Here is a 23,408-nt window from a genome sequence, read left to right as displayed (position 1 = left end):
TCCAGAAAACTTAGCCCGAAATTCCTGCTTTTTTAAGCTGATCTAATTCATCTAAATCTTCCGGAGAAAGAGAAATAGAGGCGGCTTTAAAGTTTTCTTCGAGATGTTTTACTTTAGAAGTACCCGGAATGAGCAAAATATTGGGGGCGTGATGCAAAAGCCAGCTAAGCGCAATTTGCTGTTTGGTAGCCTGGTATTTTTGCCCGATTTTCTCCAATTTAGATAGTGCTTCCGAATTACCCCCGGCAAGTGGGTACCAGGGAATAAAAGCCATGTTTTGCTGCCGGCAATATTCCAGTTCTTCTTCCCACTTACGGTTATCTACGCTGTACATATTTTGCACCGATACAATTTTTACGTACTCCTGCGCTTTTTTAATCTGGTCAACCGTTACTTCCGAAAGACCAATGTGCTTTACCAAGCCTTCTTCCTGTACTTTTTGTAAAAATTCTAAAGTTTTTTCGTAAGGCACTTCGGGATCTACCCGGTGCAGTTGGTATAAATCAATCTGGTTTAATTTTAATCGCCGCAAGCTTCCTTCCAAGGCTTCGCGTAAATGATCGGGGTGCGCGTTAATGGGCCATTGGTTAGGACCGGTACGCAGCAAACCACCTTTGGTAGCAATTACCAGATCCGCGGGGTAAGGGTGTAAAGCTTCGGCAATTAATTCTTCGGACACGTGGGGACCATAGCTATCGGCGGTATCAATAAAGTTTATGCCCAACTCTACGGTTCTTTGTAACACGCGAATGGCTTCTTCCCGGTCTGGCGGCGGGCCCCAGATACCAGTACCGGTGATGCGCATGGCGCCATAGCCCATCCGGTTAATTGTAAATTCGCCGCCAATTGTATAATCAGTAGAAAAGGCGGGGGTTGATTCGTTAGCCATATTCCTTCGTTTTTAAGTTTAAACCAGAATTAACTTCTTAGTACGTGTCTATTCCGGTGCTGTTGAGGTATAACCGGATAAATTAATTCGGGTTTTATAACTAGTAAACAGAAAGATGTTCAGTAAATAATAGATAGAAGAACTGCTTATTCTTAAACTAATGAAGATGATTAATGGATGTCCTTAAAGGAAGAAGTACATCAACTTATGAATGCCATGTAAAAAACACATAATAAGGATTCTTAAACTTTTACAAAGTATAGGGAGGACCATCTCCGGCCTAAAAAATTAAAATTTTAGGCGAAGATTTGTGTTTTCGGATAGTCATGGAGGGTACAAAGCTAAGGTTCAATACCTGGAGCGCGGCGGCTTTAATAATACAAGAGATTACCTCTCATTTTTGGGAAATGTGGTGGATGGCTGGTTCGCAACCAAGTAAAGCATAGAGCTATTACTAAATATACCCAATTTAGTTCACTTACTCGGAAACCACGTTCAATAGGACGCTAAATATTATACCGGCGAACTCTTGCAGTCAGAACTTGAAAAGCAGGAGGAAATGGAATGATGGGTAACACAAGGCGGAGCCGCCACCATAAAATAATTCGGGTTAGAAACAAGAATGCCGAAAAAACACTTGCAATTTTTACGAGCGACCCAGCCTTACATATCACAAAAGATACTATGCTGCTGGTTCATGCGGGTTTTAATCCGGCAAGATTTTGCCAAAAAGAACTTCCAGGCCGGATGTACCAATATTAGAGGTACGCATTTACCTGATTTTTTAGAAAAAGTTTAAATCAGGTAAGCCATTTCGTACATACTTTATTAACTCCAAAGCTATCCTTTAAGGAGTAAATGCTCCTACCCTATAATAACTAGAAGAGTACCTTATTGCAGGCGCTTAAATAAGGTGACATTCTGATCGGGCTGTACTTGTACTAATAATTGTTTATTTTTCTTTTCCAGATTTACAAAGTATACTTTCTCTTGGTTGGTGTACTGAATAACCGATTTAATCCTATAACCCCGGTAGATTTTACCAATCCGGTGTAAAGATTTAAGCGGTAAGGCATTCCAGGTTACGTGGTGCGTGGTAGCCACAAATTCATCTTTTAAATTATAGAAAGCGGTAAAATAAATACCGTTCTTCTTAAAAAAAGCTTTCTGAAATTTGTCGGTTATTTCCCAGGTTACGTTTTCTGCTCCGGCAAAACCTTGCGCAAACTTGCTTTGCACGGTTTCGGTTACTTTGGTTAACTTGGCAGTAGTAGTTGGATCGTCAGCTAAAGTTCTTAGCGAAAGGGTAAGAAAAAAGGCGAGGGTAAAAACGAAAGACTTCATATAAATACATTTTTATCAATAATAACGTATTTATATTTAAAATGTTTTATTATTAAACTAATTTTATTATTAGATTTTCAATTTTTCACTTTATTTAGTAAATTAACTTAATCTATAAAAACACAAAAATTTCTATTCAGACAAATAAATTTGCTGAGAACCTGAGAGAAGAGCAAAGTACGGAGAGTTCCTTATATCAACTGAGCAGCCAGGATTCAGCTTCTTCATTAGAATTAAAAACTTCGATTTGCAGGTAAGGTTGGGCCAACTGGAAGAATTTTTCGAAGGAACGTTGGCCGTAAATACCGGGCGCAAGTACGTGCGCAAAATGAATGACTCCTAAAGTATTTAATTCCATCACCCACTTATTTCCCATGTACAAGGCCCCATCGTCCCAGGGGCCGATTAGTTCTCTATTACTATTTAGAATACCGGTACTCGGCTCTTTGCGCAGCATATCTAGTACCTGGTTAGTGCCCAGCAGGATTGTTTCCAAAGTTTGAATGCCCACCCAGTTCGTAAAAATGTACGAATTAGCGGCTTTCCTTTGCACCTCGAAGAACAGATCACCGTTAAATTTTTTTAATTCCTTTCTCTCCATTCAAGCCAAATGATTTTTCCCGCCTGGTTCCCCCATTTATTCGTTTATAGTGGATAATAATCTTTACTGAAGCACTTTGTGAGCAGTTAAAAAATCTTGAATGGCATGAATTGTTTCTTCCGGCGCACTCAGGTTAGGGCAATGCCCCTTGGCATTTAATATTACCAAATTACTGTTAGCTATATTTTGCTGCATGTAACTACCTACTTCCAAAGGTGCAATTACATCATTCTGGCACTGCAGAATTAAAGATTTAACCTGAAGTTTTTTTAAATCAGCCCGGTTATCGGAACGAAAAGTCAGATGCGCAAAATTTCGCGCTATTTCTTCGTGGCTCCGGCAAAAACTCGTGGCCAACTCTTCGCTCCATTCGGGTTTATCGGCATTTCCCATAATCACCGGAGCCATTGCCACCGACCAGGCCAGGTAATCACTATTTAACGAGTTCAGCAAATTGTCAATATCTTCCGGGGCAAAACCGCCGGAATAGTCCGTATCGTTGATGTACCGCGGCGAAGGAGCAATTAGAATTAAATTCTGAAACAAATGCGGGGCTTTATTAGCGGCCAGTACTCCAATCATGGCACTTACGGAATGACCCACAAAAACAATTTCGGTTAAGTCCAAAGCTTCCGCTATTTCTAAAATGTCGTCGGCGTAAGCTTGTAAGGAACTGTACTTCTGCGCCGAATATTCCGAAAAATCGGATTGGCCGAAACCCATTTGATCGAAGAGAATAATTTTATAATCCTCCTCAAAGGCCGGCGTAACAAAACGCCACATATTTTGGTCGCAGCCATAACCATGGGCAAATAACATGGGAGTTTGACCTTTACCCTTTATGATTACATTATTTCTTTTAAGAACATCCATAGAACATTACATGCTTAGCAGAAGACAATTATAAGCAACAATTTATTTGGAATGATTTACCCACCCGAAGTTTTTCCCGTTGCAGAATGTGCTTTCCCAGTAGTACTATCAAAATTACTATTCGAGAAGGGGAAGTAAGAGAAAAATTCAAATTTATCATTAAAACTTTATTATTTTGCTATAATCAAGCAAAATCTATTTTTCTAATAATCCGGAACCGGATAGAATTAATTTGGAAATCCTTTTAATAACGAAATGATGTGGTACATTTAATCTTTGCTGTTTCTTCTTCATCCGCAATATGACGCACAAGCCCGCATTCATTTTCTTTATATTTTGGTTTAGCTCTTTCCTCGCTTTTCCTCAAACAACTGAACCAGCCGCTGTATCCATAAAAATTGATTTACAGCAACCTGTTGCGCCCATGGAACCGGTTTGGGCCTGGTTTGGCTACGACGAGCCAAATTATACCTACATGCAGGATGGTAAAAAGTTGCTCTCGGAGTTAGCCGCTCTGAGTCCAGTACCAGTTTACATCCGGACCCATAACCTGCTTACCACCGGCGACGGCACACCTGCTTTGAAATGGGGGTCCACGAATGCTTACACCGAAGATGCTGCCGGTAACCCGGTGTATAACTGGACCATTGTGGACCGGATTATGGATACGTATGTGGAGCGCGGCATGCGGCCAATGGCGCAAATGGGATTTATGCCCGAAGCTTTGTCTATTAACCCGCAGCCTTACCAACATACCTGGCAACCGGGCCAATCCTACGAAAAAATTTTTACCGGCTGGACGTATCCGCCCAAGGATTATCAGAAATGGGCCGATTTAATTTATGCCTGGGTAAAACACTCCATTGATCGTTATGGTCGGAATAAAGTAGAAACCTGGTACTGGGAGCTTTGGAACGAACCCAATAGCAAGTACTGGGGCGGAACCGTAGAAGAATATTGTAAGTTATACGATTACTCGGCGGATGCGGTAAAACGGGCTTTGCCAACGGCCAAAGTAGGTGGCCCGCACGTAACGGGTCCGGCCGGCAAAGGAGCTGCTACTTTCCTGAATTACTTTCTGAATCATTGTTTGCGGGGCACTAATTCGGTAACGGGTAAGCTAGGTACTCCCCTGGATTTTATTGCTTTTCATGCCAAAGGGGCTCCTAAAGTGGTAAATAATATGGTACGCATGAACATGGGCCAGCAATTACGCGATATTTCCGGCGGTTTTCAGATAGTAGCCTCTTACCCGGAACTGAAGAATTTACCCGTTATTATCGGCGAATCTGATCCGGAAGGATGCGCCGCTTGCGGCATGCAAACCAACCCCGAAAATGCTTACCGCAACGGTACCATGTACTCGAGTTATACCGCCGCTTCGTTTGCCCGTAAATACGCGCTGGCCGATTATTTTAAGGTTAACTTTAAAGGGGCCGTTTCGTGGTCATTTGAATTTGAAAACCAACCTTGGTTTTACGGCTTTCGCGATTTAGCAACGAATGGCGTTGATAAACCGGTACTTAACGTATTCCGGATGTTCGGGAAAATGCAAGGCAACCGGGTTCAAGTAAGCGGCGACACTACTTATTCGTTCCGGCAGGTACGCGACCACAGCGTCCGCGGACCGCAACCAGATGTAAATGCTCTGGCTACTTCCGGTAAAAACTCGGCGACCGTCATGGTTTGGAATTACCACGACGATGATTTGCCCGCGCCCCCTTCTCCGGTAACTATTTCCATAAAAAGCTTTCCTTCGAAGCAAGTAACTTTCACGCATTACCGAATTGATCAAGAACACAGTAATTCTTACGAAGCCTGGAAGAAAATGGGGTCACCTTCTCAACCCACACCGGCCCAAATAAAAGAACTGGAAAAAGCCGGGCAATTGCAAACCTTGCAAAAGCCGGAGTTGGTGAAAATAATGAATGGACAAACTCAGGTAACTATGCTCTTACCCCGCCAGGGAGTGTCGCTGTTGCTGTATACCTGGAAGTGAGTTACTAAAAGGATTTTTTGAACGATTAATTGAATAACCTTTATGCAAACCAGGAAATTATATCATTACCGCTTCGGTATTTCTATCTCGCGTGAAGGTTCTCTCAACTTAAAATTTTAATCCGTTATTTGATCCAGTTTCCGTCCCGAAAAATATCTAAGGGATGGTGTGTAATCGTCTTCGTACTGCAAACCCAAAATAGTACCTGTTTCTGGTTTGAAGCTTGAATATATTTATTTACTATAATCTTCTCATTTAACATAATTTTTGCAACAAAGCACAAAAACGTAGAACACTTATCCAGTTAAACAGCATTATTCGTATTGAGCTCAGAGTTTATTGTTGTGTTAAACTCTTATTCTAAGCTACTCACCTGATCCTTTATTATTAACAAGCAAATACCAGATAGTAGGCCTTTTAAAAATTAACGCGCTCATTATTAGTAATTTATTACAACAATCTCGGCATCAGGTATATTTAAATTATTTTGTTTCATTAATTCATTCATTAAGATAAACTTATAACCAATGGATATAAACGAGACGTATTAACTAGTTTTAATTAAAATTAGTTAGCATCGTAAGATAGGAAGGAACGTACCGCGGCACGTTCCTTCCCGCCCGGAAGAGCCAAACGAGGCCCGCCGTCCACGAGGCAAATAGGGTACCATCAGCACCACTGCCTGAAGTCCTGAAAAGATTCCAAGATAAACCACCCCGAATACAACTTTTATAATTCAATCTATATGAACTGGAGTGCTGCCGAAAGCTTACTTAAATGGATATTACTTTTAGGGGAGCAAAATTCTAAATTAATTGTTTCGTAATAAAAACTACTTTATGAATAGTAACCAATTAAAAGACATTTCTACGGAAGCGGATATCAAGAAACTGGTGGATGCATTTTATGATAAAGTAAACCAGGATTCCTTACTTTCCCCGATCTTTAACGACTACGCTAAGGTAAATTGGGAAAAGCATTTACCTATAATGTACCAATTTTGGAGCTCTATTTTATTAGGTTCCGCCTCGTACGAGGGCCAGCCTTTTCCGAAACACGCGTTTTTACCCGTTAACCCGACGCACTTTGCGCAATGGCTAAGCTTATTTTTTGCAACAGTAACCGAAAACTTCCGGGGACCCTTGGCGGAGGAAGCTAAATTACGGGCGGCCAACATTGCCCGCATATTTTCGAATAAAATCCAGATTATTCAGGGGCAAGCACCCGGCATTCCCATTGTTAAGCAGGATTTAACTAAATAGAGAAGGCGCTTTGCCGGCATATTGAATTATACGATTTTTAAGGAATAGCTTTAGTCGCCACCCCAATGTAAAAATAACTGGCTACTTTAGGCGAACCCGCGTATTCTTTCCGGAGTTTCCGGAACTTAAACCCGGCCTCGGCAATAAGAGCTTCTATGTTTCGGTCTAAGTGGCAACCATCGGCAATGATTTTTTGAATGGGGGTAAGTCGGTGCTGCCATTTTTGCACTTGCGGTTCGTTGCTTAAACCATGCTCCGCAAATAAAAACTGGCCGTCCGGTTTAAGCACCCGGTAAATTTCCGCCAAAGCTCGGCTAACTTCCGCAATGCTGCAAAGGGTCCAGGCGCTTACAACCGTGTCAAAAGTAGCTGCCGGAAAAGGTAGTAATTCCGCATTTAAAGTGTGATAGTTAACCTGAATGGTCGATTGGGCGATATTTTTTTGAGCTAGGTTTTTCATGCCTTCGTTAATCTCCACAATATCAATCTCCCGGACACCGGCCGGGTAATGAGGCAGGTTTAAGCCGGACCCAAATCCAATCTCCAGTATCTTTCCTTGGGCGTACTGAAGTAACTCTGCCCGGTAAGGTGTAATAACCTGCACGGACATGAACATATTCATTAACCGGGGAGAGATATATTTAGAAAAAATACTCATCTTAAATAAAGAATGTTTGTTATTCGTTAATATAGACCTTTTGGCCTGCTAAGTAATTTAAAATTAAACGGTGAGACATTATTTACCAGATAGATTTCTAGGGTACAAAATTTAAAATAGTATTGCCATACGTATCATAAACCGGGGCCATTATGAATAAAAATAAATAGACGAAGGAAGGGATCTAGGTATAAATAATCAGGTACGAATAAAAGTAATAATTCACAGATAGATCCGATTCGGGAAGGGCTTTAAACAAAAACTTTTAATTTTTATTTTTAAATTGTTCCAGCCAATCTAAAGCGCTGTCACGGTCGGTAAACAAGCGGGTAGGATTTTTGGGTTTATTTACCATGATGTAAAAATTAGCCATCATTTTCAGCATAGGATTATTTACAACCATGGCGCTGGCTAAAACCAACTCATTGCCTTCATTAGCCATATAGTCACGCGCTTCTTTCGTGGTTTCCTTCACTTTTGTAATATCAAACAAACAAGGATAAGCTATATTTTGAAAGAAATTCAACCGGTCTTGGACCGCTACTTTGGCAAAATTCATATCCAAGATTTCCAATTCTTTGTAATAAGCATGAAAGATGCCGTTCTGGATAATCATAGTGACGTACTTTGTTTCCTTAATCCTAGCTTCATTATCCACTTCTAATTGTTGCATTTAAGTTAATTAACTACGAGGCATCTGTTTATATCACATACTACTATTTTATGAATAATTATATTTATTAAATTACTAATTCATTCTCTCAAAAGCAACCAAGATTGTACTTTTAACTTACCCATGCATTTACCTCCTCTACTTCTTTTCATAATATCAAAGATAAATACTTCTATATGTAAACTCCATGATCCGGTAAAAGTAATTAAGTTTAAGTGTTTTCTTCTAAATTATAACAAATCTTCCCGAAGTAACTGATTCTCAGAAATTTTAAAATAGCCGCGAATAGCGCATTCAGCGCTTTCTAAAATGCTCTCTTTCAAATTAATTTAACTATCCAATTAACTATAACCGCCGTAAACCCCAAATAAAAAATACTCAGTTAAATTAAGTTAAAGTAAGGAATTGTCTTTTCAGAAGAATTTAAACTATTACTAGTCATAGCTGCCGCCTAACAACCAAAGCCCTCGCCAGCCAGTTTTATAATACTTATAGCTAGCTTCTACGTTTTATGCCAGTTAAATTCTTAAAGTATTACCGCGAGTGGTGGTTACTAACTAAATCAGGTAAGGTATCTTTAAACCAGGCAATAATCTTTCCCCTATCTTTTCATGTACACATTTTACCAGAAGGTTCATCTTTTTTAAATAATACCCGTTGTAATTAAGTTATTGCTTAGCTACTATACATGAAGAACTTAAATGTGCTTTTTTTAGGATGGGATTTCTCTCCGTTTGACGAAGAGCAAGGAACGAACTGCTATAAGGTAGCTACGGAGATGGCTAACCAGCTAAAAGTATCTTTAATTTTACCTAGAGCCGATCTGAATGTAAAAGCAGAAAATATAAATTTAATTGGATTAAACAACCATACTCTTACCTCAGCTTTTGCTAATAGTCATTTCCTTAAAGTGCTCCCTTTTGCCGAAGCAGATTACATTCGCGCCTTAATACCTCTTTATGGTTCTATTGATATACCTGAGAATCAGCGCTCCTATTCGAGAGAGAATAAGGCCGGATCATTTTCGGGAGAACCAGATAATTTACCGAAGAAAAGTACTTCTAGCAGTAACCAGGAAGAATCAACGCGTGTTTTTGACCTACCAAACTGGGATAATATAAGTACAAATACTAAAATTATTCAATATGCCCGTTATGCAGCCCGATATGCCATAAACCAAGCTTTTGACCTAATTTTTGCGCATAATTGGCTTACTTATCTGGCAGGAAGCGAGTTAAAGTTAATTACAGGCAAGCCCTTAGCTATTCAGATTGATTCGTTGTGCCAGGAACGTAGGGAGGTAAATAACCAGGGATGGATGTACGAATTGGAAAAGTCAGTTATCGAACGGGCCGATGTTATTTTCACATTTAATCCCGCCCACGCCGCCATTATTAAATCAGTCTATCAGGTTTTTCCCGCTAGCATTTTTTTAGTATCGGAATCTTCAAAAAACGTAGAAGAAAGTTTCCATTCTTTCCACCTTTCTGTAACTAATGAAGCGCCTACTAACATGAATAATACCGAGGAAAATACTATATCGGAAAAATCAAATTCCCATGGGGAAGTTCGGACAAACAAAATTGTAGAGTTATTAACTAAAATGTATCCTCCAATAAGCAGCTAATTATTCTTTCACTTTATTACCATCCATTTGCCTCCAAGTTTTATTTTGAAATTACTGCCATATCTAATTAAAATATAATTATTTCTATTCGCCTATTTAATAAAATGCTTTAACTTAAAACCAGAAATAGCAGGTTGTTCCAGAATTTCTGATCGCAAATTTTTTACTAAAAAAAATCTAAATTCTATTAGTTTAAGGAACTGCGAAATTCATTCGGCGAGTGGCCCACCCGTTGTTTAAACAGGCGGGTAAAATGCTGCGGATACTTGAACCCTAATTCATAGGCAATTTGGCTAACCGATTTACTTTGGTCAAATATTCTTTCTTTCGCCACTTCCATTACCTTTGCTTGAATATAATCTTGCGCCGTTTTTCCGGTTTCTTTTTTTACTAAATCCCCAAAATAATTGGAGGATAAATTCAATTCGCCGGCACAGTAGGCAACCGAAGGCAAACCAACCGTTTGCGGTTTGTCCGTCTGAAAATAATCGTTTAACAAATTCTCAAATCTTTCTAAAATTCCTTGGTGCGCATTGTCTCGGGTGATAAATTGGCGGTCGTAAAAGCGGACGCAATAATTTAGGAAAAGCTCGATGTTGGATACAATTAATCTTTTACTGTGCTTGTCCACGGCATGTTCTAGTTCATATTCAATTTTCGAAAAACACTCCAGAACAATTTTTCTTTCCCGCTCCGATAAATGAAGGGCTTCGTGCGATTGATAACCGAAAAAGGTATAATCCTGAATATGCCGGCCCAAAGCAGTACCATGAATTAAGTCCGGGTGAAAAATTAGCGCGTAGCCTTTTGGCTGGTAAGTCTCGCCGTTGCTATTCACACCTGCCACCTGGCCGGGGGCCAGAAAAACCAAGGTACCTTCCTGGTAATCATAAGTATGCCTTCCGTACACCAAATCACCGCATTTCACATCTTTTAAGAAAATGGTATAAAAGCCGAAATACATCCGGGAACCCTGCCGAGGACTTGCCTTCGATAAATCAACCACACTCACCAGCGGGTGGAGGGTTTCATTATTGTTGAAGGCGTTGTAATCATTGATGGTCTCAAATCTTCTCAGGTTATCCATAGCACAAATGTTTACTGTCTTTCAAAATTAACGGTTTATTCCTTGCTTCCTTCCAGAGCTTTCCTTAATCAGTAATATTGGTAGGTAAAACCGTAATCTGTATACCATTCGGGTGGCTGATAACCCAGACCTTTGTTCGGAGATACAAGTAAAATAATGCAAAAGGTTAAATTAAATAACGGAGTAGAAATGCCCGTCCTGGGTTTTGGCGTGTTTCAGGTAACAAATTTGGCGGAATGTGAGCAAAGCGTTTTAGATGCCCTAAACACCGGTTATCGTTTAATTGATACGGCCGCTTCCTACATGAATGAGGAGGCCGTGGGTAAAGCCATTAAGCGCAGCGGGGTGCCCCGAGAAGATTTGTTTATTACTACCAAACTTTGGATACAATCCAATGGCTATGCGGGTACCAAAAAAGCTTTCGAATCCTCCCTTCAGAAGCTGCAACTGGATTACCTGGACTTGTATTTGATTCATCAGCCCTACGGCGATGTCTACGGCGAATGGCGGGCCATGCAGGACTTGTACCAAGAAGGCAGAATCAGAGCTATCGGCGTCAGTAACTTTCATCCGGACCGGCTGATGGACTTGATTATTCACAACGAAATTGTTCCCGCCGTTAACCAAATAGAAACTCATCCTTTCCACCAGCAAATCGAAACGCAAAAATTTTTACAGAAAAACCAGGTACAGATTGAGTCTTGGGGGCCGTTTGCGGAAGGCAAAAACAACCTTTTCCAGAATGAGCTGCTGCTTTCCATTGGTGAAAAACACCATAAATCTATTGCGCAGGTAGTTCTTCGCTGGCTCACCCAAAGAGGGGTAGTGGCTATTCCTAAATCCGTGCGCAAGGAACGAATAGAAGAAAACTTCAACCTTTTCGATTTTGAACTAAGTGGCGAAGACATGGAAGCCATCCAGGCATTAAATACCAATACGAGTAGCTTCTTCGATCACCGGAACCCGGCGATGGTAAAATGGTTAGGAGAAAGAAAACTGGAGGTTTAACTGTTTAAAAAATGAAAATTAGGCAAAAACGAATATTAGGCAAAAGCGGCCTGGAAGTATCGGCACTTGGCTTGGGCTGTATGGGGCTTAGCTTTGGTTATGGTCCGGCCACCGAAAAACAAGATGCTATCCATCTGATTCGGGCTGCTTACGAGAAAGGCGTTACCTTTTTTGATACCGCGGAAGCCTACGGACCGTTTACCAACGAAGAACTGCTGGGCGAAGCATTAAAGCCATTTCGGCAAGAAGTTGTAATTGCCACTAAATTTGGTTTTAAAGAAGGCAAACCACCCTTAGGACTGGATAGCCGACCGGAAACCATCCGGGCCGTGGCCGAAGCCGCCCTGCAACGTTTGCGAACCGAGGTGATCGACTTGTTTTATCAGCATCGGGTAGATCCCAATGTTCCCATGGAAGAGGTGGCCGGAACCGTGAAACAATTAATCTGGGAAGGAAAGGTAAAACACTTTGGTCTTTCAGAAGCAGGAGTACAATCCATTCGGCGCGCTCATGCGGTGCAGCCCGTAACAGCCCTGCAAAGTGAATATTCGCTTTGGTGGCGAGAGCCGGAACAGGAAATATTGCCCACTCTGGAAGAATTAGGAATAGGTTTTGTGCCTTTTAGCCCATTGGGTAAAGGTTTTTTAACCGGTAAAATCGACGAGAACACCACGTTCGACGAAACCGACTTTCGCCATACCGTGCCGCGTTTCTCGGAAGAAAACCGGAAAGTTAATCTGGCCTTAGTTGATTTACTGGGCAAGATAGCAAACGAAAACAAGGTAACTTCCGCTCAAATAGCCCTTGCCTGGCTATTAGCCCAAAAGCCCTGGATTGTTCCGATTCCGGGCACCACCCAATTGCACCGCTTAGAAGAAAATATAGGCTCAGCGGAAATCACGCTTAGTGCTAATGACCTCAAAGACATAAATGAGGCCGTGGCCAAGATTGAAGTACAAGGCGGCCGGTATTCGGAACAGTCGCAAAAAATGGTTAATCGTTAGGTACTAGCTAAATAAAAACAGCAATGATCCGGACTAAAGGCGAACGTCGGTTCAAGGTAGTACTTAATTTTTCCGCAACGAAAGCCACCAAAGGCATGGGAGTGAAAAGAAGCTCTATTTTTTAAAATATATCAAGCAACAGTATGAAAATAGTAAATAATGCCTTGGGGTTTTTACTCCTGCTACTAGGAATGGCCTGTTCCTCCCCCAAAAACCTTTCTACCGCTATGAATAGCAACCACTCGGAGCAGGAAATAATGAATCTATCCCGGGAGAAATGGCAGTGGATGGCCGATAAAAACGTGGACAAGCTAGCTCAACTCTTTCACGATCAATCCAAATTTGTGCACATGAGTGGCACCTGGAAAAAAGCCGAAGAACTGGACATTATTAAAACCGGCAGTATCTGGTACAAGAAAGCCGATGTGCACGATGTAGCGGTAGAAATAGTGGACGACACGGCAATTCTTTGGAACCGCATCACGCTGACGGCGGTGGTGCGGGGCAATGACGCCATTACCGAATTTACGGTTACCGAAGTCTATAAAAAACAAGGAAACGATTGGAAACTGTTAACCTTGACCTTTAGCAGCGTGCGGGACACCCATCAAATTAAACATTAATAGCCCAGTCAGATTTTACTGGTTACAGAAGTTAACGGCCACTACCCAGAAAGAGGTAAATGAAGAAGGTTATTACAAAAAGGTGATTCCGGGTGGCCGCAAAAAATTAGATAAAACAGAAAATTTAATCTACAATAATATGAAAGTTATATTCCTTAATAAACTGGTAAATACCGGGATGAAAGTATTTATTCTGGGACTGTGTTTCTTTCTAACGAGTGCGATAGCGGCCTCCGCCCAAAAGAAAGCAAGCGCTTCTAAAACCAACAGTCCGCATTCAGAACAAGAAATCATAAACCTATCTAAGAAGAAATGGCAATGGATGGCCGATAAAAAAGCCGATACTTTGGCCGCGCTCTTTCACGAAAACGCAATGTTCGTGCACATGGGAGGCAGCTGGGGCAAGGAACAAGAAGTCAATATCATTAAAAGCGGCGGGATTCATTACAAGCACGCAGATATTCAGGAAACATCCGTGAAGTTTATTGGCAACACGGCCATTCTTTTAAGCAAAATCCGGTTACTAGCCGTCGTCGGGGGCAATGAAGTTACCAATCCCTTTATAGTTACCGAAGTGTACGTTAAAGAAGCCAATAAATGGACTTTAGGCTCCCTTTCCTTTACCCGGCTAATGGGAAATTAACGCGCTTTCCCAAAACTTTTGAGCTGGTAAAATGGGGATGGCGGTAAAATCAAGGTAGTTAAACTATTCAGTCTATGCTGCAGCTATTGTTGGGGTTCTTTCTTTTATTTTCTGCTTGCTCTTCTTCCCAAACGGAGGATCTTGATGGGCAGGAAGCCTCTTACGTAAATCCGGATAAAGTTTTAATCGTGTATTTGTCCCGGACCAACAACACGAAGGCCATCGCAGAAATGATTCAGAAACAAGTCGGTGGAAAATTGGTGGCCTTGGAGTTAGAAAAGCCTTATCCTAAAGATTACCGACAAATTGTAGACCAGGTGGCCAATGAAAATGCCACCGGCTTTTTACCGCCTTTAAAAACCAAAATTACTACTATCCAAAACTATGAGGTGGTGTTTATCGGCTTCCCGACCTGGGGCATGCAGTTACCACCCCCCCTGAAAAGCTTTTTAAAAGAATATAACCTGAGCGGAAAAACCATTGTGCCTTTTAACACCAACGCCGGCTACGGAATTGGCAGCACGTTCGAAACCGTAAAATCATTGGCTCCGAACAGTAAAATACTGGAAGGTTTTTCCATAAAAGGCGGCGTGGAAAGAGACGGAATTTATTTTGTGATGGAGGGGGATAAAGCCAAAGAAGGTGAAATGAAAGTAAAGCAATGGCTGCAGCAAATAAAAATTCTTCGATAAAATTTTCCAAGCATTAAGGCCTTTAATCCTGGAAATCACTTGGTTCAATGATTCTAAACTTGATTGTGGCCTAAGAAACTTGTTTTAGTAAGCGTTAAAAATTAAAAACATGAAAAATCAAAACAGAAGAAATTTTTTAAAAGCCGGTACAAGTTTAGGAGCTTCCTTGTGGGCAACGTCAGCCTTTAGTTTCACTAACTCTGAAAAAGCAACCTCCGGTAAAGAAGATAAAAAGCTAGTAACAGATGTCAAGTACCGCACCTTGGGTTCCGGGAAGCACAGCTTAAAAGTCTCTTCTCTTGGGCTGGGTTGTATGGGAATGAGTTGGAACCGGAGCTTTGTACCGGATAGAAAAAATAGTATTTCGGTCATCCGTAAAGCCTATGACATGGGGGTAAACTTTTTTGATACCGCCGAAGCCTACGGACCCTTTGCCAATGAGGAATTAGTTGGTGAAGCAATAGGGCCATTCCGTAAAAAAATAATTCTTTGTAGCAAGTTTGGCTTTGATATCCAAAATAATAAATTAACCGGGGGATTTAACAGCAATCCTAACCATATCCGGCAAGTAGTTGAGCAATCCCTAAAAAGACTAAAAACGGATGTTATTGACTTGCTTTATCAACATAGAGTGGACCCCAAAGTGCCGATGGAAGATGTTGCCGGTACAGTTAAAAATTTATTAAAAGAAGGAAAAGTAAGAAACTTAGGATTAAGCGAAGCCGGGCCTGAAAATATCCGAAAAGCCCATGCCGTACAACCGGTTACTGCTATTCAAACAGAACTCTCTTTGATGTCTAGAGAGCCGATAACGGATATATTTCCGGTGTGCGAAGAATTGGGTATTGGCTTTGTTCCATACAGTCCACTAAGTCGGGCTTATCTCACCGGATATCTCAACGAAAGAACCAAATTTGTTCCCAGCAATGATAATCGGCCAACCCTACCGCGCTATACCCCCGAAGCTATCAAAGCCAACTGGAGCATCATTGAGTTTTTAACCGATTTTGGAAATCAAAGAGGCCTGACACCCGCTCAGGTTTCTTTGGCTTGGTTGCTGGCGTTAAAACCTTGGGTTGTTCCCATTCCGGGTACCACTAAATTGGCCCATTTCCAGGAAAACCAAGGAGCTGCCAATATTGCCTTTACCCCACAAGAGCTGAACAGCATTACCGAGACTATTTCAAAAATTAAAATTTTTGGCGACCGGTACCCGATTAGGCAAACCAATTAAAACTATATTCCCTACTTCCATAAAGTATGCCGTCAACAATTATCTTATTTCTGCTGGATGGTTAGCTTACCTACCAAGCCGCTGGAAAAAGGCGATGTAAAATATCGGTTTGAGCAGAATAAGACGGCGCTATAATAGACAGAGTAAAAATATAAACGAAAAATATGAGGCAAGTGATTGTTGTAATTGGTGCCGGGTCCATTGGTCAGGCGATTGCCCGGCGAGTAAGTGCGGGTAAGCCTATTTTGCTGGCGGATTTGCGGCAAGAAAATACCGATGCCGCCGCAAAAACGTTACGTAATGCCGGTTTTCAGGTAACAACGGCACTGGTCGATGTATCATCCCGCGATTCTGTTCAGGCGCTGGTTCAGAAAGCAACTTCTCTCGGCGCGGTTTCCGGGGTCATCCATGCTGCCGGAGTTTCTCCTTCCCAAGCCTCGCCGGAAGTAATTCTGAAAGTTGATTTGTACGGAACCGCCCTGGTGCTGGAAGAATTCGGCAATGTTATAGCGGCTGGCGGCGCTTGTGTGGTTATTGCTTCGCAGTCCGGGCATCGCCTGCCCCCGCTTTCAGTCGAACAAAACAGGGCGCTCGCTACTACCCCCACGGAGGAATTACTAAAATTACCCTTTCTTCAACCCGGACAGGTGAAAGACTCCTTGCATGCCTACCAACTTTCGAAGCGCGGCAACTCCTTGCGGGTAATGGCGGAGGCCGTTCGTTGGGGCAAACGGGGGGCGAGGGTCAATACCATTAGTCCCGGCATTATTATTACCCCACTCGCCCACGATGAATTGCAAGGCCCCCGGGGCGGCGGCTACCGCCGTATGATAGAAGTGTCGGCAGCGGGCCGGGCCGGTACACCGGACGAAGTAGGAAATGTGGGTGCTTTGCTGATGGGACCCGAGGGTGGATTTATTACCGGCAGTGATTTTTTGATGGATGGCGGCGTAACGGCTGCTTATTGGTTTGGGGAACTGGCTCCGCAGGAAGGATAAGGTTTTTAGGTAAGAAATAGAGATAATGGTAAGGAAAACTTTTAGATGAGTAATACGAGAAGCGTCCTAATTATAGGAGCCAACGGTGACTTGGCTAGTCCAGTCATCGAAGCACGGCAGCAGGTTCAGCAGGTTCATCTTACCTTATTTCTGCGTAAAAAAGCCGATTGCGGCACCAAAATATTTTTAATGCCAAGGTAGTGGAAGGGAATGTGCGGGACTACCCGGTGCTGAAGGCGGCCATTAAAGGGCAGGACATGGTGTAACCTCGCCGGAAATGTAGAAGCAATGGCCAAAAATATCGTCCGGGCAATGGAGGAAACAGGCGTAAACAGAATCATAGCCATTAGTTCTATTGGCATATATGAAACCCCTCTAAAATCGGTTTTACAGCCTTACCGGAAATTAGCAGATGTATTGGAAGCATCCGGGCTTGATTACACGATTTTAAGACCTACCTGGTTTACCAATGCAAACGAAATTGATTATGAACTGACCCAAAAAGGCGAATCGAAAATTTCTAAAAAAAGTATTGCCAGCTTCATTGCCAGCGTTGTTCAATCGCCTGAAAAACATGTCCGCTAAAATTTGGGCATTCATAAACCCAACTAATGTACTCAAAAGAAATGCTTATGTCTAGGTTGGAAAAGGTAATGAAATCACTTAAATTTTTCTTACTCATAGGAATTCTGGTAATCGGGATGACCGCCAACCTAAATGCCCAAACACTCATGCGTACTAACCAAGCTTTGAATGCCCGGCAACAAAGTATAGTTGCAATAGCCGCTTTCACCGCTAAAGGAGATTTAACCGGATTGCAAAAAGCCTTGAGTAATGGTTTAGATGCTGGATTAACTATTAATGAAAGTAAAGAAGTACTGGTTCACCTGTATGCGTATTGTGGCTTTCCGCGGAGCATTCAAGGAATTAACACGTTGATGGCTGTAATAGAAGCCAGAAAGGCGAAAGGCATAACCGATAAAACAGGGAAAGAAGCTACGCCGATAAAAGATAGCGGGACTAAATACGAGCGGGGAAAGAAAGTATTGAAAACACTCACCGGCCAACCGGAAAAAGAGCCAAAAACCGGTTACGCGGCTTTCAGTCCGGAAATAGAAGTGTTTTTAAAGGAACATTTATTTGCCGATATTTTCGAGCGCGATATTTTGAATTACGCGGATCGGGAACTGGCTACTATCTCAACTTTAATAAGCCTCGGGGGAGTGGAACCGATGTTGCGCGGCCATCTCGGCATTGGCTTACGCGTCGGCCTGACTGAGTTGCAGCTTTGGCAAACACTTTCGCTCATTGAATCATCAGTTGGGAAAAAGGAAGCGGATGCGGGCAAACAGGTTCTCTCCGAAGTAATAAAATTCAGAAAAGAGTAAAAGGCAGCAACATGAGAAATCCAGCAATAAAATTCTTCTTCTTCGCACTTTTGAGTCAGCTGAGTTTTTATGCTCCGGCCCAAAAAAGCAGGAACGCTTCCGTTTATCAAACAACTATCTTTCCCAAAGGCAAAAAAATCACCAACAATAATTTTAAAGGTAGCCCTTGGCTGCAGCCGCTGGTAGCAAGTGACAGCTTGAATTCGACGTCGGTAGGAAATGTAACCTTTGAACCGGGCGCTCGGACCAATTGGCACTTACATCCGGCCGGGCAAATTTTGCTGGCAACCGGCGGAATAGGGTACTATCAGGAGAAAGGCAGCGCGAAAAGGATTTTCCGGAAAGGAGAAGTAATAAAGTGTCCGCCGAACGTGGCGCACTGGCACGGAGCCAGTCCCGATAATGAATTTATTCAAATTGCTGTAACCAGCGCGCACAAAGGTTCAACTGTATGGTTGGAGCCTGTTAATGATGAGGAATATAGTGGTAAGGCAAAGCCGTAAGAAGGTTCAAAGATAAGTATTTCGTAGATGAATTGTCTCGTTTAAAAATTAGGCAAAATATGAGATAGCAGGATTTAATCGGATGCCTCTAGTTAAACTAGAGAAAAATTGGATTCCTTTTCCTTCATTAAAACGGTTTATCTGCTCTAACTTACCTATTCTACTTGTCTGGGAGCTTACCAAAAGAAATAAGCTCGTTCTTAACTAATAGTAAAAGCTTAACAGTATATTACAAAATAGTTACTAGCATTTGCCTAGGCACTTAATCTTTCAGTAAAAAAAAGCTTTTTTGTTCTTTTTATTTGTTGCTAAGAGGGTTACAGAGGCAATAAGGAACCGTATATTCTAAAATTAATTAGGAAAATCTAATTAAATTAAAAAATGAAATCAAGCGGAAAGGAAGGAGAATACTGGTACGACATTTACGGATTATCCGAAAAAAGGGAACTAAGCACCATTGAGGCGTTCTTAAGCCATTTTGCCGACTGAGATAAAATTGAATCCAGAAAAAGGGAGGTGCTTACCCTTATTCCGGATGTTTCCCTACCCCAAAAACACCAGCTTTTAGCGAGTAGGTACCAGGATACGGATAGTAGTTCGGAGAGTACGGCTCTGTCCTCCCCTGATGAATATACCGGTAACCCAGAACCGGAAACGATACGGGTAAATACCTTAAGGGAGGCTCTCGCTCTGGGTATTGCCCGAAAAAACCAGTCCTTTAGCCTTTATATCTGTAATTATATCCGGCCAGACTTGAAATGCTTGTTGGTGCATTTTACCGGGGATAACAAAGTAATTTTGGGAGTAGCCGTAGCGGAGAAAGATAAAACAGGACAGGACAACAGGCCCTTTGCTCAAAAAATAAAACAGGAACTAGAAAGAATCGTTCCTACAAAGGTTTCCACTATTTGGTTTGAGCATTACCCTTCTGATACCGAAGCAGAATTTATAAAGGCTATTGATCATTTTGGCAATTGGAAGCAGGATATAACTAATAATGCTAGAAGTGAATCATTTGGCTGGGGAACACATAACTACAAGGACTACTATTACCGTTACCGAAAAGATCTCCACCGCCGGTACCGGGAAGTGGAAGGGCAGCTTTTGTACCATCCAAATCTAACGGATTACTATACCTTGAGCGATGATCAAGGCCAGATCGTTAATATTATTTTGACTCATGGAGAACTGTTGAGCCCTCGCCAAGTACAAGATTTGCACGCAAAAGATATCACGAGTCTACACTATTTAGGAGACTTGCTCCAAAAAGCTTTATCCTGGAGAGGCAATGGCTTTAAACCCGTCAAAATTCATCGGGTTTCCCTTCCGCCAAATGCCAAAACTCAAATCATCTGGGAAGGTCATCGGGATAGTGCATCTGATTTTACGAAGTATGCCGGAGTAAGAACTTCCGAGGTGGTAATTGAAGATACATTTTGTTTAGATAAACTAGAGGATGTGAAGAGATTACCAAAGGGGAGATTTTTTTTAAAAAAATATTCTTCTTTTCATCGAACTACCGTCTCTGCCTATGAGGATTGGTTACTAACGAATCAACAAACCCATCTCTATCTGGACCTTTTGCAGGATAAAGATGCCTTATTGGAGGTAAATGCTAAATTCTTATTGTTGCTGGTGGGAAGTAAAGATTGGGGAAAATTTCTATCATACTTGCATGAATATAAATTTAGTAAGGTAGTTAAAAAAGATTTGCTCACGGAGATGTGCCAACCTGGATCCTGGCAAGCCCAGCAATTAGAAGATATCCTCCAATTGGTGCCAGTGACTGCTCGTGAATATAAAAACTTACTAAATATCTCTGCTAACAATTACAAATTTGAATTATACGAACTTCTTTATTCAAAAAGGAAACCCCGCCTTTCCCTTTTTCGCCTGATCGAAGGATTAAAGATAGCTTATGGTAGAACCCATACGACTGATGGTGCACGATTTGTTTCTTTCTATTTGCAGGTGATCCAAAAGGAATACGGTACTTTCTGCGATTATCCTTTTATTTTAACCCTAGCGGCGCAAGAAGACCTGCCGGCGCAAGAACTGCTCGTAGCCGTGTTAAAGCTTTTACCTTTGGACAATTGGTTCAGTCATGAGCTATTGAATATAGCTTTAGCTACTGAAAACGAGTATATTCTGGGGAAATTGAACTATAGTCCTTCAGAAATAGATACATTTCGGCAGATAGAAGAAGAATGGGTGCAGAACATAAAAATGAATAAAATTGATATTCTCCGGAAAACTGTTCAGGAGGGTAATTATTTTCAAGTGGCGTATTTAGCCCCGCAGGTAGAAGCTTTAAATCATCATTCCCTCCTGCTAGATGCTTGCCAATCTGGATTATTAGGTATTGTGAAAGTTCTGATAGAAAAAGGAAAAATCAATTCCGATGGCTGGGATTTACGGTATGGTAATTATAGTTACCTGATTGAATATGCGAAAGAAGGTGGCTTCTCTAAAATTAGGAAGTATTTAATAAGTAAAGGCGTTGAAGACAGAACAAATAAGTTAATTGACAATAATCTTGTGGCTTTTACCCTAATGGATTTGATGCAAAATGCAAGAATTGTAAAACTTGGGGACGGTACTGATTAAGCCTACCAATTTAGTAGATTAAGGTAAGACCATGAACTAAAAAATATAAATATCATGCCACCCCAAATATTCATTTCCTATAGCGAAAGGGACCAAGCTCTGGTTAAGGGGATAGTTGCGGAATGGGAAGCGGTAGGGGTTAGGCTCCTAAGGAAAACAACGATGCGGCCTCACCTGCCGGAAACGGGGAATTGGATGACACAGGTCCAGCAGGAAGACTCGGTGTTGCTGTTTATCACTGACAATTACCTGCACCGCCAGGACTGCTTGTATGAGGCCCTGGAGATAATTTATCATTCCTCTATTAAAGGAAAGATACTGCTGCTTCTAACGGAAACGGCCCGGATCGATAATCCTTTCGAAAGGCTAACCTTGCTGGATTATTGGGAGAGAAGATTTATTCAAATAGATGAAGATACCTGGGCAGGTGACGAGGAGGCCATTCTTAAGGAACGATACCCCTACTTAAGAATAAGAGCCAGTATTAATACCTTCCTGGCGGATATAAATAGTTTTATTTGTATTCCCTGGCACGAGGCTAAACAAGGGGGTTATAAGCCTCTTTTCCAAAGGATGGGCTTTGACCAGGATCAGGTGCTGGAAAGGTGCATTCAGATAAATCTTTTCCTCCAACCCAAAGATAAAGAGATTGCCCTGGAGGAACTGGCTATTACCTATCCGACCAACCAGTATGTTCTGTTTACTCTCGCCCGATTAGCTCAGGATAGCAAAAATTATAGCAAAGCCCGGGCAACCTACCAAAGGCTTATTACCCAACATCCGGCTTATGTGGAGGGGTACTATAATTTGGCGAATTTGTTAGCGATTTATTTACAGAAATACCAACAAGCCCGCAGGCTCTACGAGCAGGCTCTGCAAATGGATTCGAAGTATGCGCCTTTGCATTGCTATTTTGCTCAGTTGCTGACCGAGCATTTCCAAGAGTACCATTTAGCTAAAGTACATTACGCGTTGGCCTTTGAATTAATGCCGGATTGTTGGGAGGCTCATACTAAACTGGCCGCCTTGCTCAGAGATCACTTCCAGGATTACCGTCAGGCCAGGGAGCAGTATGAGTTGGCGCTACGCATAAATTATTGGAACGCAGAAGTGCATTATAATTTAGCACTTTTACTAATTGATCCTTTTAAAGAATACGAGAAAGCCATTAAATTCTTAGAGCAGATACAGGATACGGATCCAGAATATCCCTATGCGCGTTACTATCTAGGGTTGGTATATGCGGATCACTTGCAAATGTACCCGACGGCAAAGGAATATTATGATCATGCCCTTCATCTAAAACCGGATTTTGTAGCTGCTCATGTGAACTTAGCTACTCTGCTGAAAGATCATTTCCAAAAGTACCAACAGGCCAGGGATCATTATGAACTAGCACTCCACATGGAGGCAAATAATGCGGCGGCGCATTACCACTTGTCGTTTCTCTTAGCCGATCATTTTCAAGAGTATGAAGCCGCTAAGCAACATTATAGGCAAGCGCTTGAAATCAATCTTAATCTCACTCAAAATTAAAACTAAGATCAGTTAAAACAATAAATAATTGTGACAGTGCATAATGTTTTAATAATGCTTTTATGTGTACAATGAACTCATACCAGAAATTATAAGCTTAAAGTTACAACTAGAGTATAATTGGGGCTAAAAAAACTTGATAAAAGTCCTGCTAGCACT

At 41.7% G+C, this 23,408-nt stretch carries 22 protein-coding genes; 15 read left to right on the top strand and 7 right to left on the bottom strand.

Going from position 1 to position 23,408, the window contains the following annotated elements; all coding sequences use genetic code 11:
- Nucleotides 1-10: 10 nt before the first annotated feature.
- The 4 genes from AHMF7605_RS03565 to AHMF7605_RS03550 all read right to left on the bottom strand — a co-directional run bounded on the left by AHMF7605_RS03565 (nucleotide 11) and on the right by AHMF7605_RS03550 (nucleotide 3,707).
- The gene (locus tag AHMF7605_RS03565; RefSeq protein WP_106926515.1) at nucleotides 11-889 is read right to left on the bottom strand and encodes an aldo/keto reductase; all 879 of its coding nucleotides are present in this window, start codon (nucleotides 887-889) and stop codon (nucleotides 11-13) included.
- 891 nt (nucleotides 890-1,780) lie between these two features.
- On the bottom strand, nucleotides 1,781-2,233 hold the full coding sequence (locus AHMF7605_RS03560) for a hypothetical protein (RefSeq protein WP_106926513.1): 453 nt from the start codon (nucleotides 2,231-2,233) through the stop codon (nucleotides 1,781-1,783).
- A 196-nt stretch (nucleotides 2,234-2,429) separates the two neighbouring features.
- Entirely contained in the window at nucleotides 2,430-2,834 is a 405-nt protein-coding gene (locus AHMF7605_RS03555) for a hypothetical protein (protein ID WP_106926511.1), read from the bottom strand.
- A 63-nt stretch (nucleotides 2,835-2,897) separates the two neighbouring features.
- Nucleotides 2,898-3,707, bottom strand: a complete 810-nt coding sequence (locus AHMF7605_RS03550) for an alpha/beta fold hydrolase (protein WP_106926509.1) — start codon at nucleotides 3,705-3,707, stop codon at nucleotides 2,898-2,900.
- 301 nt (nucleotides 3,708-4,008) lie between these two features.
- On the opposite strand from AHMF7605_RS03550, the gene AHMF7605_RS03545 reads away from it, so the two are divergent.
- Nucleotides 4,009-5,706, top strand: a complete 1,698-nt coding sequence (locus tag AHMF7605_RS03545; RefSeq protein WP_106926507.1) for a GH39 family glycosyl hydrolase — start codon at nucleotides 4,009-4,011, stop codon at nucleotides 5,704-5,706.
- Between the two features lie 839 nt (nucleotides 5,707-6,545).
- Nucleotides 6,546-6,968: a group III truncated hemoglobin gene (locus tag AHMF7605_RS03540; RefSeq protein WP_106926505.1), complete on the top strand. Its 423-nt coding sequence runs from the start codon at nucleotides 6,546-6,548 to the stop codon at nucleotides 6,966-6,968.
- Between the two features lie 37 nt (nucleotides 6,969-7,005).
- Here the strand turns inward: AHMF7605_RS03540 and AHMF7605_RS03535 are convergent, their stop codons facing one another.
- Together AHMF7605_RS03535 and AHMF7605_RS03530 are read right to left on the bottom strand one after the other, a co-directional pair.
- On the bottom strand, nucleotides 7,006-7,626 hold the full coding sequence (locus AHMF7605_RS03535) for a class I SAM-dependent methyltransferase (RefSeq protein ID WP_106926503.1): 621 nt from the start codon (nucleotides 7,624-7,626) through the stop codon (nucleotides 7,006-7,008).
- 265 nt (nucleotides 7,627-7,891) lie between these two features.
- Complete coding sequence (locus AHMF7605_RS03530) at nucleotides 7,892-8,299, bottom strand: DUF7793 family protein (protein ID WP_106926501.1); 408 nt, start codon at nucleotides 8,297-8,299, stop codon at nucleotides 7,892-7,894.
- A 688-nt stretch (nucleotides 8,300-8,987) separates the two neighbouring features.
- Between AHMF7605_RS03530 and AHMF7605_RS03525 the strand changes: the two genes are divergently transcribed.
- Nucleotides 8,988-9,926, top strand: a complete 939-nt coding sequence (locus tag AHMF7605_RS03525; protein WP_106926499.1) for a glycosyltransferase family protein — start codon at nucleotides 8,988-8,990, stop codon at nucleotides 9,924-9,926.
- 187 nt (nucleotides 9,927-10,113) lie between these two features.
- On the opposite strand, the gene AHMF7605_RS03520 is transcribed toward AHMF7605_RS03525, so the two are convergent.
- Nucleotides 10,114-11,013, bottom strand: coding sequence for a helix-turn-helix domain-containing protein (locus tag AHMF7605_RS03520; protein ID WP_106926497.1), 900 nt, complete (start codon nucleotides 11,011-11,013; stop codon nucleotides 10,114-10,116).
- A gap of 156 nt (nucleotides 11,014-11,169) precedes the next feature.
- On the opposite strand from AHMF7605_RS03520, the gene AHMF7605_RS03515 reads away from it, so the two are divergent.
- The 12 genes from AHMF7605_RS03515 (at nucleotide 11,170) to AHMF7605_RS03460 (ending at nucleotide 23,249) form a co-directional block, all read left to right on the top strand.
- Nucleotides 11,170-12,021, top strand: a complete 852-nt coding sequence (locus AHMF7605_RS03515) for an aldo/keto reductase (RefSeq protein WP_106926495.1) — start codon at nucleotides 11,170-11,172, stop codon at nucleotides 12,019-12,021.
- A gap of 11 nt (nucleotides 12,022-12,032) precedes the next feature.
- Nucleotides 12,033-13,025: an aldo/keto reductase gene (locus AHMF7605_RS03510; protein ID WP_106926493.1), complete on the top strand. Its 993-nt coding sequence runs from the start codon at nucleotides 12,033-12,035 to the stop codon at nucleotides 13,023-13,025.
- A gap of 143 nt (nucleotides 13,026-13,168) precedes the next feature.
- On the top strand, nucleotides 13,169-13,648 hold the full coding sequence (locus tag AHMF7605_RS03505) for a nuclear transport factor 2 family protein (RefSeq protein ID WP_106926491.1): 480 nt from the start codon (nucleotides 13,169-13,171) through the stop codon (nucleotides 13,646-13,648).
- Nucleotides 13,649-13,787: 139 nt separating this feature from the next.
- Nucleotides 13,788-14,291 (top strand): nuclear transport factor 2 family protein, encoded by a 504-nt coding sequence (locus tag AHMF7605_RS03500; protein ID WP_233218930.1) that lies wholly within the window; start codon nucleotides 13,788-13,790, stop codon nucleotides 14,289-14,291.
- A gap of 74 nt (nucleotides 14,292-14,365) precedes the next feature.
- Entirely contained in the window at nucleotides 14,366-14,983 is a 618-nt protein-coding gene (locus tag AHMF7605_RS03495; protein WP_106926490.1) for a flavodoxin, read from the top strand.
- Between the two features lie 109 nt (nucleotides 14,984-15,092).
- The gene (locus tag AHMF7605_RS03490; protein WP_106926488.1) at nucleotides 15,093-16,217 is read left to right on the top strand and encodes an aldo/keto reductase; all 1,125 of its coding nucleotides are present in this window, start codon (nucleotides 15,093-15,095) and stop codon (nucleotides 16,215-16,217) included.
- Nucleotides 16,218-16,381: 164 nt separating this feature from the next.
- A complete protein-coding gene (locus AHMF7605_RS03485; RefSeq protein ID WP_106926486.1) occupies nucleotides 16,382-17,215 on the top strand; it encodes an SDR family oxidoreductase in 834 nt (277 codons plus the stop codon).
- A gap of 288 nt (nucleotides 17,216-17,503) precedes the next feature.
- Entirely contained in the window at nucleotides 17,504-17,800 is a 297-nt protein-coding gene (locus AHMF7605_RS30100; protein WP_199200187.1) for an NAD(P)H-binding protein, read from the top strand.
- A gap of 68 nt (nucleotides 17,801-17,868) precedes the next feature.
- A complete protein-coding gene (locus tag AHMF7605_RS03475; RefSeq protein ID WP_106926484.1) occupies nucleotides 17,869-18,603 on the top strand; it encodes a carboxymuconolactone decarboxylase family protein in 735 nt (244 codons plus the stop codon).
- A gap of 50 nt (nucleotides 18,604-18,653) precedes the next feature.
- On the top strand, nucleotides 18,654-19,106 hold the full coding sequence (locus AHMF7605_RS03470; protein ID WP_233218929.1) for a cupin domain-containing protein: 453 nt from the start codon (nucleotides 18,654-18,656) through the stop codon (nucleotides 19,104-19,106).
- A 798-nt stretch (nucleotides 19,107-19,904) separates the two neighbouring features.
- Nucleotides 19,905-21,713 (top strand): hypothetical protein, encoded by a 1,809-nt coding sequence (locus tag AHMF7605_RS03465; protein WP_146153508.1) that lies wholly within the window; start codon nucleotides 19,905-19,907, stop codon nucleotides 21,711-21,713.
- A 54-nt stretch (nucleotides 21,714-21,767) separates the two neighbouring features.
- Nucleotides 21,768-23,249 (top strand): toll/interleukin-1 receptor domain-containing protein, encoded by a 1,482-nt coding sequence (locus tag AHMF7605_RS03460; RefSeq protein ID WP_106926478.1) that lies wholly within the window; start codon nucleotides 21,768-21,770, stop codon nucleotides 23,247-23,249.
- Nucleotides 23,250-23,408: the final 159 nt, after the last annotated feature.

This window comes from Adhaeribacter arboris (assembly GCF_003023845.1).
Classification (GTDB): domain Bacteria; phylum Bacteroidota; class Bacteroidia; order Cytophagales; family Hymenobacteraceae; genus Adhaeribacter; species Adhaeribacter arboris.
Note: the sequence above shows the minus strand (reverse complement) of the source record. Positions and strands in the feature narration are given on the sequence as shown.

What these genes read in the sequence shown, in the direction of transcription:
- AHMF7605_RS03565 (WP_106926515.1), bottom strand. Translation starts at nt 889, where the DNA reads ATGGCTAACGAATCAACCCCCGCCTTTTCTACTGATTATACAATTGGC.
- AHMF7605_RS03560 (WP_106926513.1), bottom strand. Translation starts at nt 2,233, where the DNA reads ATGAAGTCTTTCGTTTTTACCCTCGCCTTTTTTCTTACCCTTTCGCTA.
- AHMF7605_RS03555 (WP_106926511.1), bottom strand. Translation starts at nt 2,834, where the DNA reads ATGGAGAGAAAGGAATTAAAAAAATTTAACGGTGATCTGTTCTTCGAG.
- AHMF7605_RS03550 (WP_106926509.1), bottom strand. Translation starts at nt 3,707, where the DNA reads ATGGATGTTCTTAAAAGAAATAATGTAATCATAAAGGGTAAAGGTCAA.
- AHMF7605_RS03545 (WP_106926507.1), top strand. Translation starts at nt 4,009, where the DNA reads ATGACGCACAAGCCCGCATTCATTTTCTTTATATTTTGGTTTAGCTCT.
- AHMF7605_RS03540 (WP_106926505.1), top strand. Translation starts at nt 6,546, where the DNA reads ATGAATAGTAACCAATTAAAAGACATTTCTACGGAAGCGGATATCAAG.
- AHMF7605_RS03535 (WP_106926503.1), bottom strand. Translation starts at nt 7,626, where the DNA reads ATGAGTATTTTTTCTAAATATATCTCTCCCCGGTTAATGAATATGTTC.
- AHMF7605_RS03530 (WP_106926501.1), bottom strand. Translation starts at nt 8,299, where the DNA reads ATGCAACAATTAGAAGTGGATAATGAAGCTAGGATTAAGGAAACAAAG.
- AHMF7605_RS03525 (WP_106926499.1), top strand. Translation starts at nt 8,988, where the DNA reads ATGAAGAACTTAAATGTGCTTTTTTTAGGATGGGATTTCTCTCCGTTT.
- AHMF7605_RS03520 (WP_106926497.1), bottom strand. Translation starts at nt 11,013, where the DNA reads ATGGATAACCTGAGAAGATTTGAGACCATCAATGATTACAACGCCTTC.
- AHMF7605_RS03515 (WP_106926495.1), top strand. Translation starts at nt 11,170, where the DNA reads ATGCAAAAGGTTAAATTAAATAACGGAGTAGAAATGCCCGTCCTGGGT.
- AHMF7605_RS03510 (WP_106926493.1), top strand. Translation starts at nt 12,033, where the DNA reads ATGAAAATTAGGCAAAAACGAATATTAGGCAAAAGCGGCCTGGAAGTA.
- AHMF7605_RS03505 (WP_106926491.1), top strand. Translation starts at nt 13,169, where the DNA reads ATGAAAATAGTAAATAATGCCTTGGGGTTTTTACTCCTGCTACTAGGA.
- AHMF7605_RS03500 (WP_233218930.1), top strand. Translation starts at nt 13,788, where the DNA reads ATGAAAGTTATATTCCTTAATAAACTGGTAAATACCGGGATGAAAGTA.
- AHMF7605_RS03495 (WP_106926490.1), top strand. Translation starts at nt 14,366, where the DNA reads ATGCTGCAGCTATTGTTGGGGTTCTTTCTTTTATTTTCTGCTTGCTCT.
- AHMF7605_RS03490 (WP_106926488.1), top strand. Translation starts at nt 15,093, where the DNA reads ATGAAAAATCAAAACAGAAGAAATTTTTTAAAAGCCGGTACAAGTTTA.
- AHMF7605_RS03485 (WP_106926486.1), top strand. Translation starts at nt 16,382, where the DNA reads ATGAGGCAAGTGATTGTTGTAATTGGTGCCGGGTCCATTGGTCAGGCG.
- AHMF7605_RS30100 (WP_199200187.1), top strand. Translation starts at nt 17,504, where the DNA reads ATGGCCAAAAATATCGTCCGGGCAATGGAGGAAACAGGCGTAAACAGA.
- AHMF7605_RS03475 (WP_106926484.1), top strand. Translation starts at nt 17,869, where the DNA reads ATGAAATCACTTAAATTTTTCTTACTCATAGGAATTCTGGTAATCGGG.
- AHMF7605_RS03460 (WP_106926478.1), top strand. Translation starts at nt 21,768, where the DNA reads ATGCCACCCCAAATATTCATTTCCTATAGCGAAAGGGACCAAGCTCTG.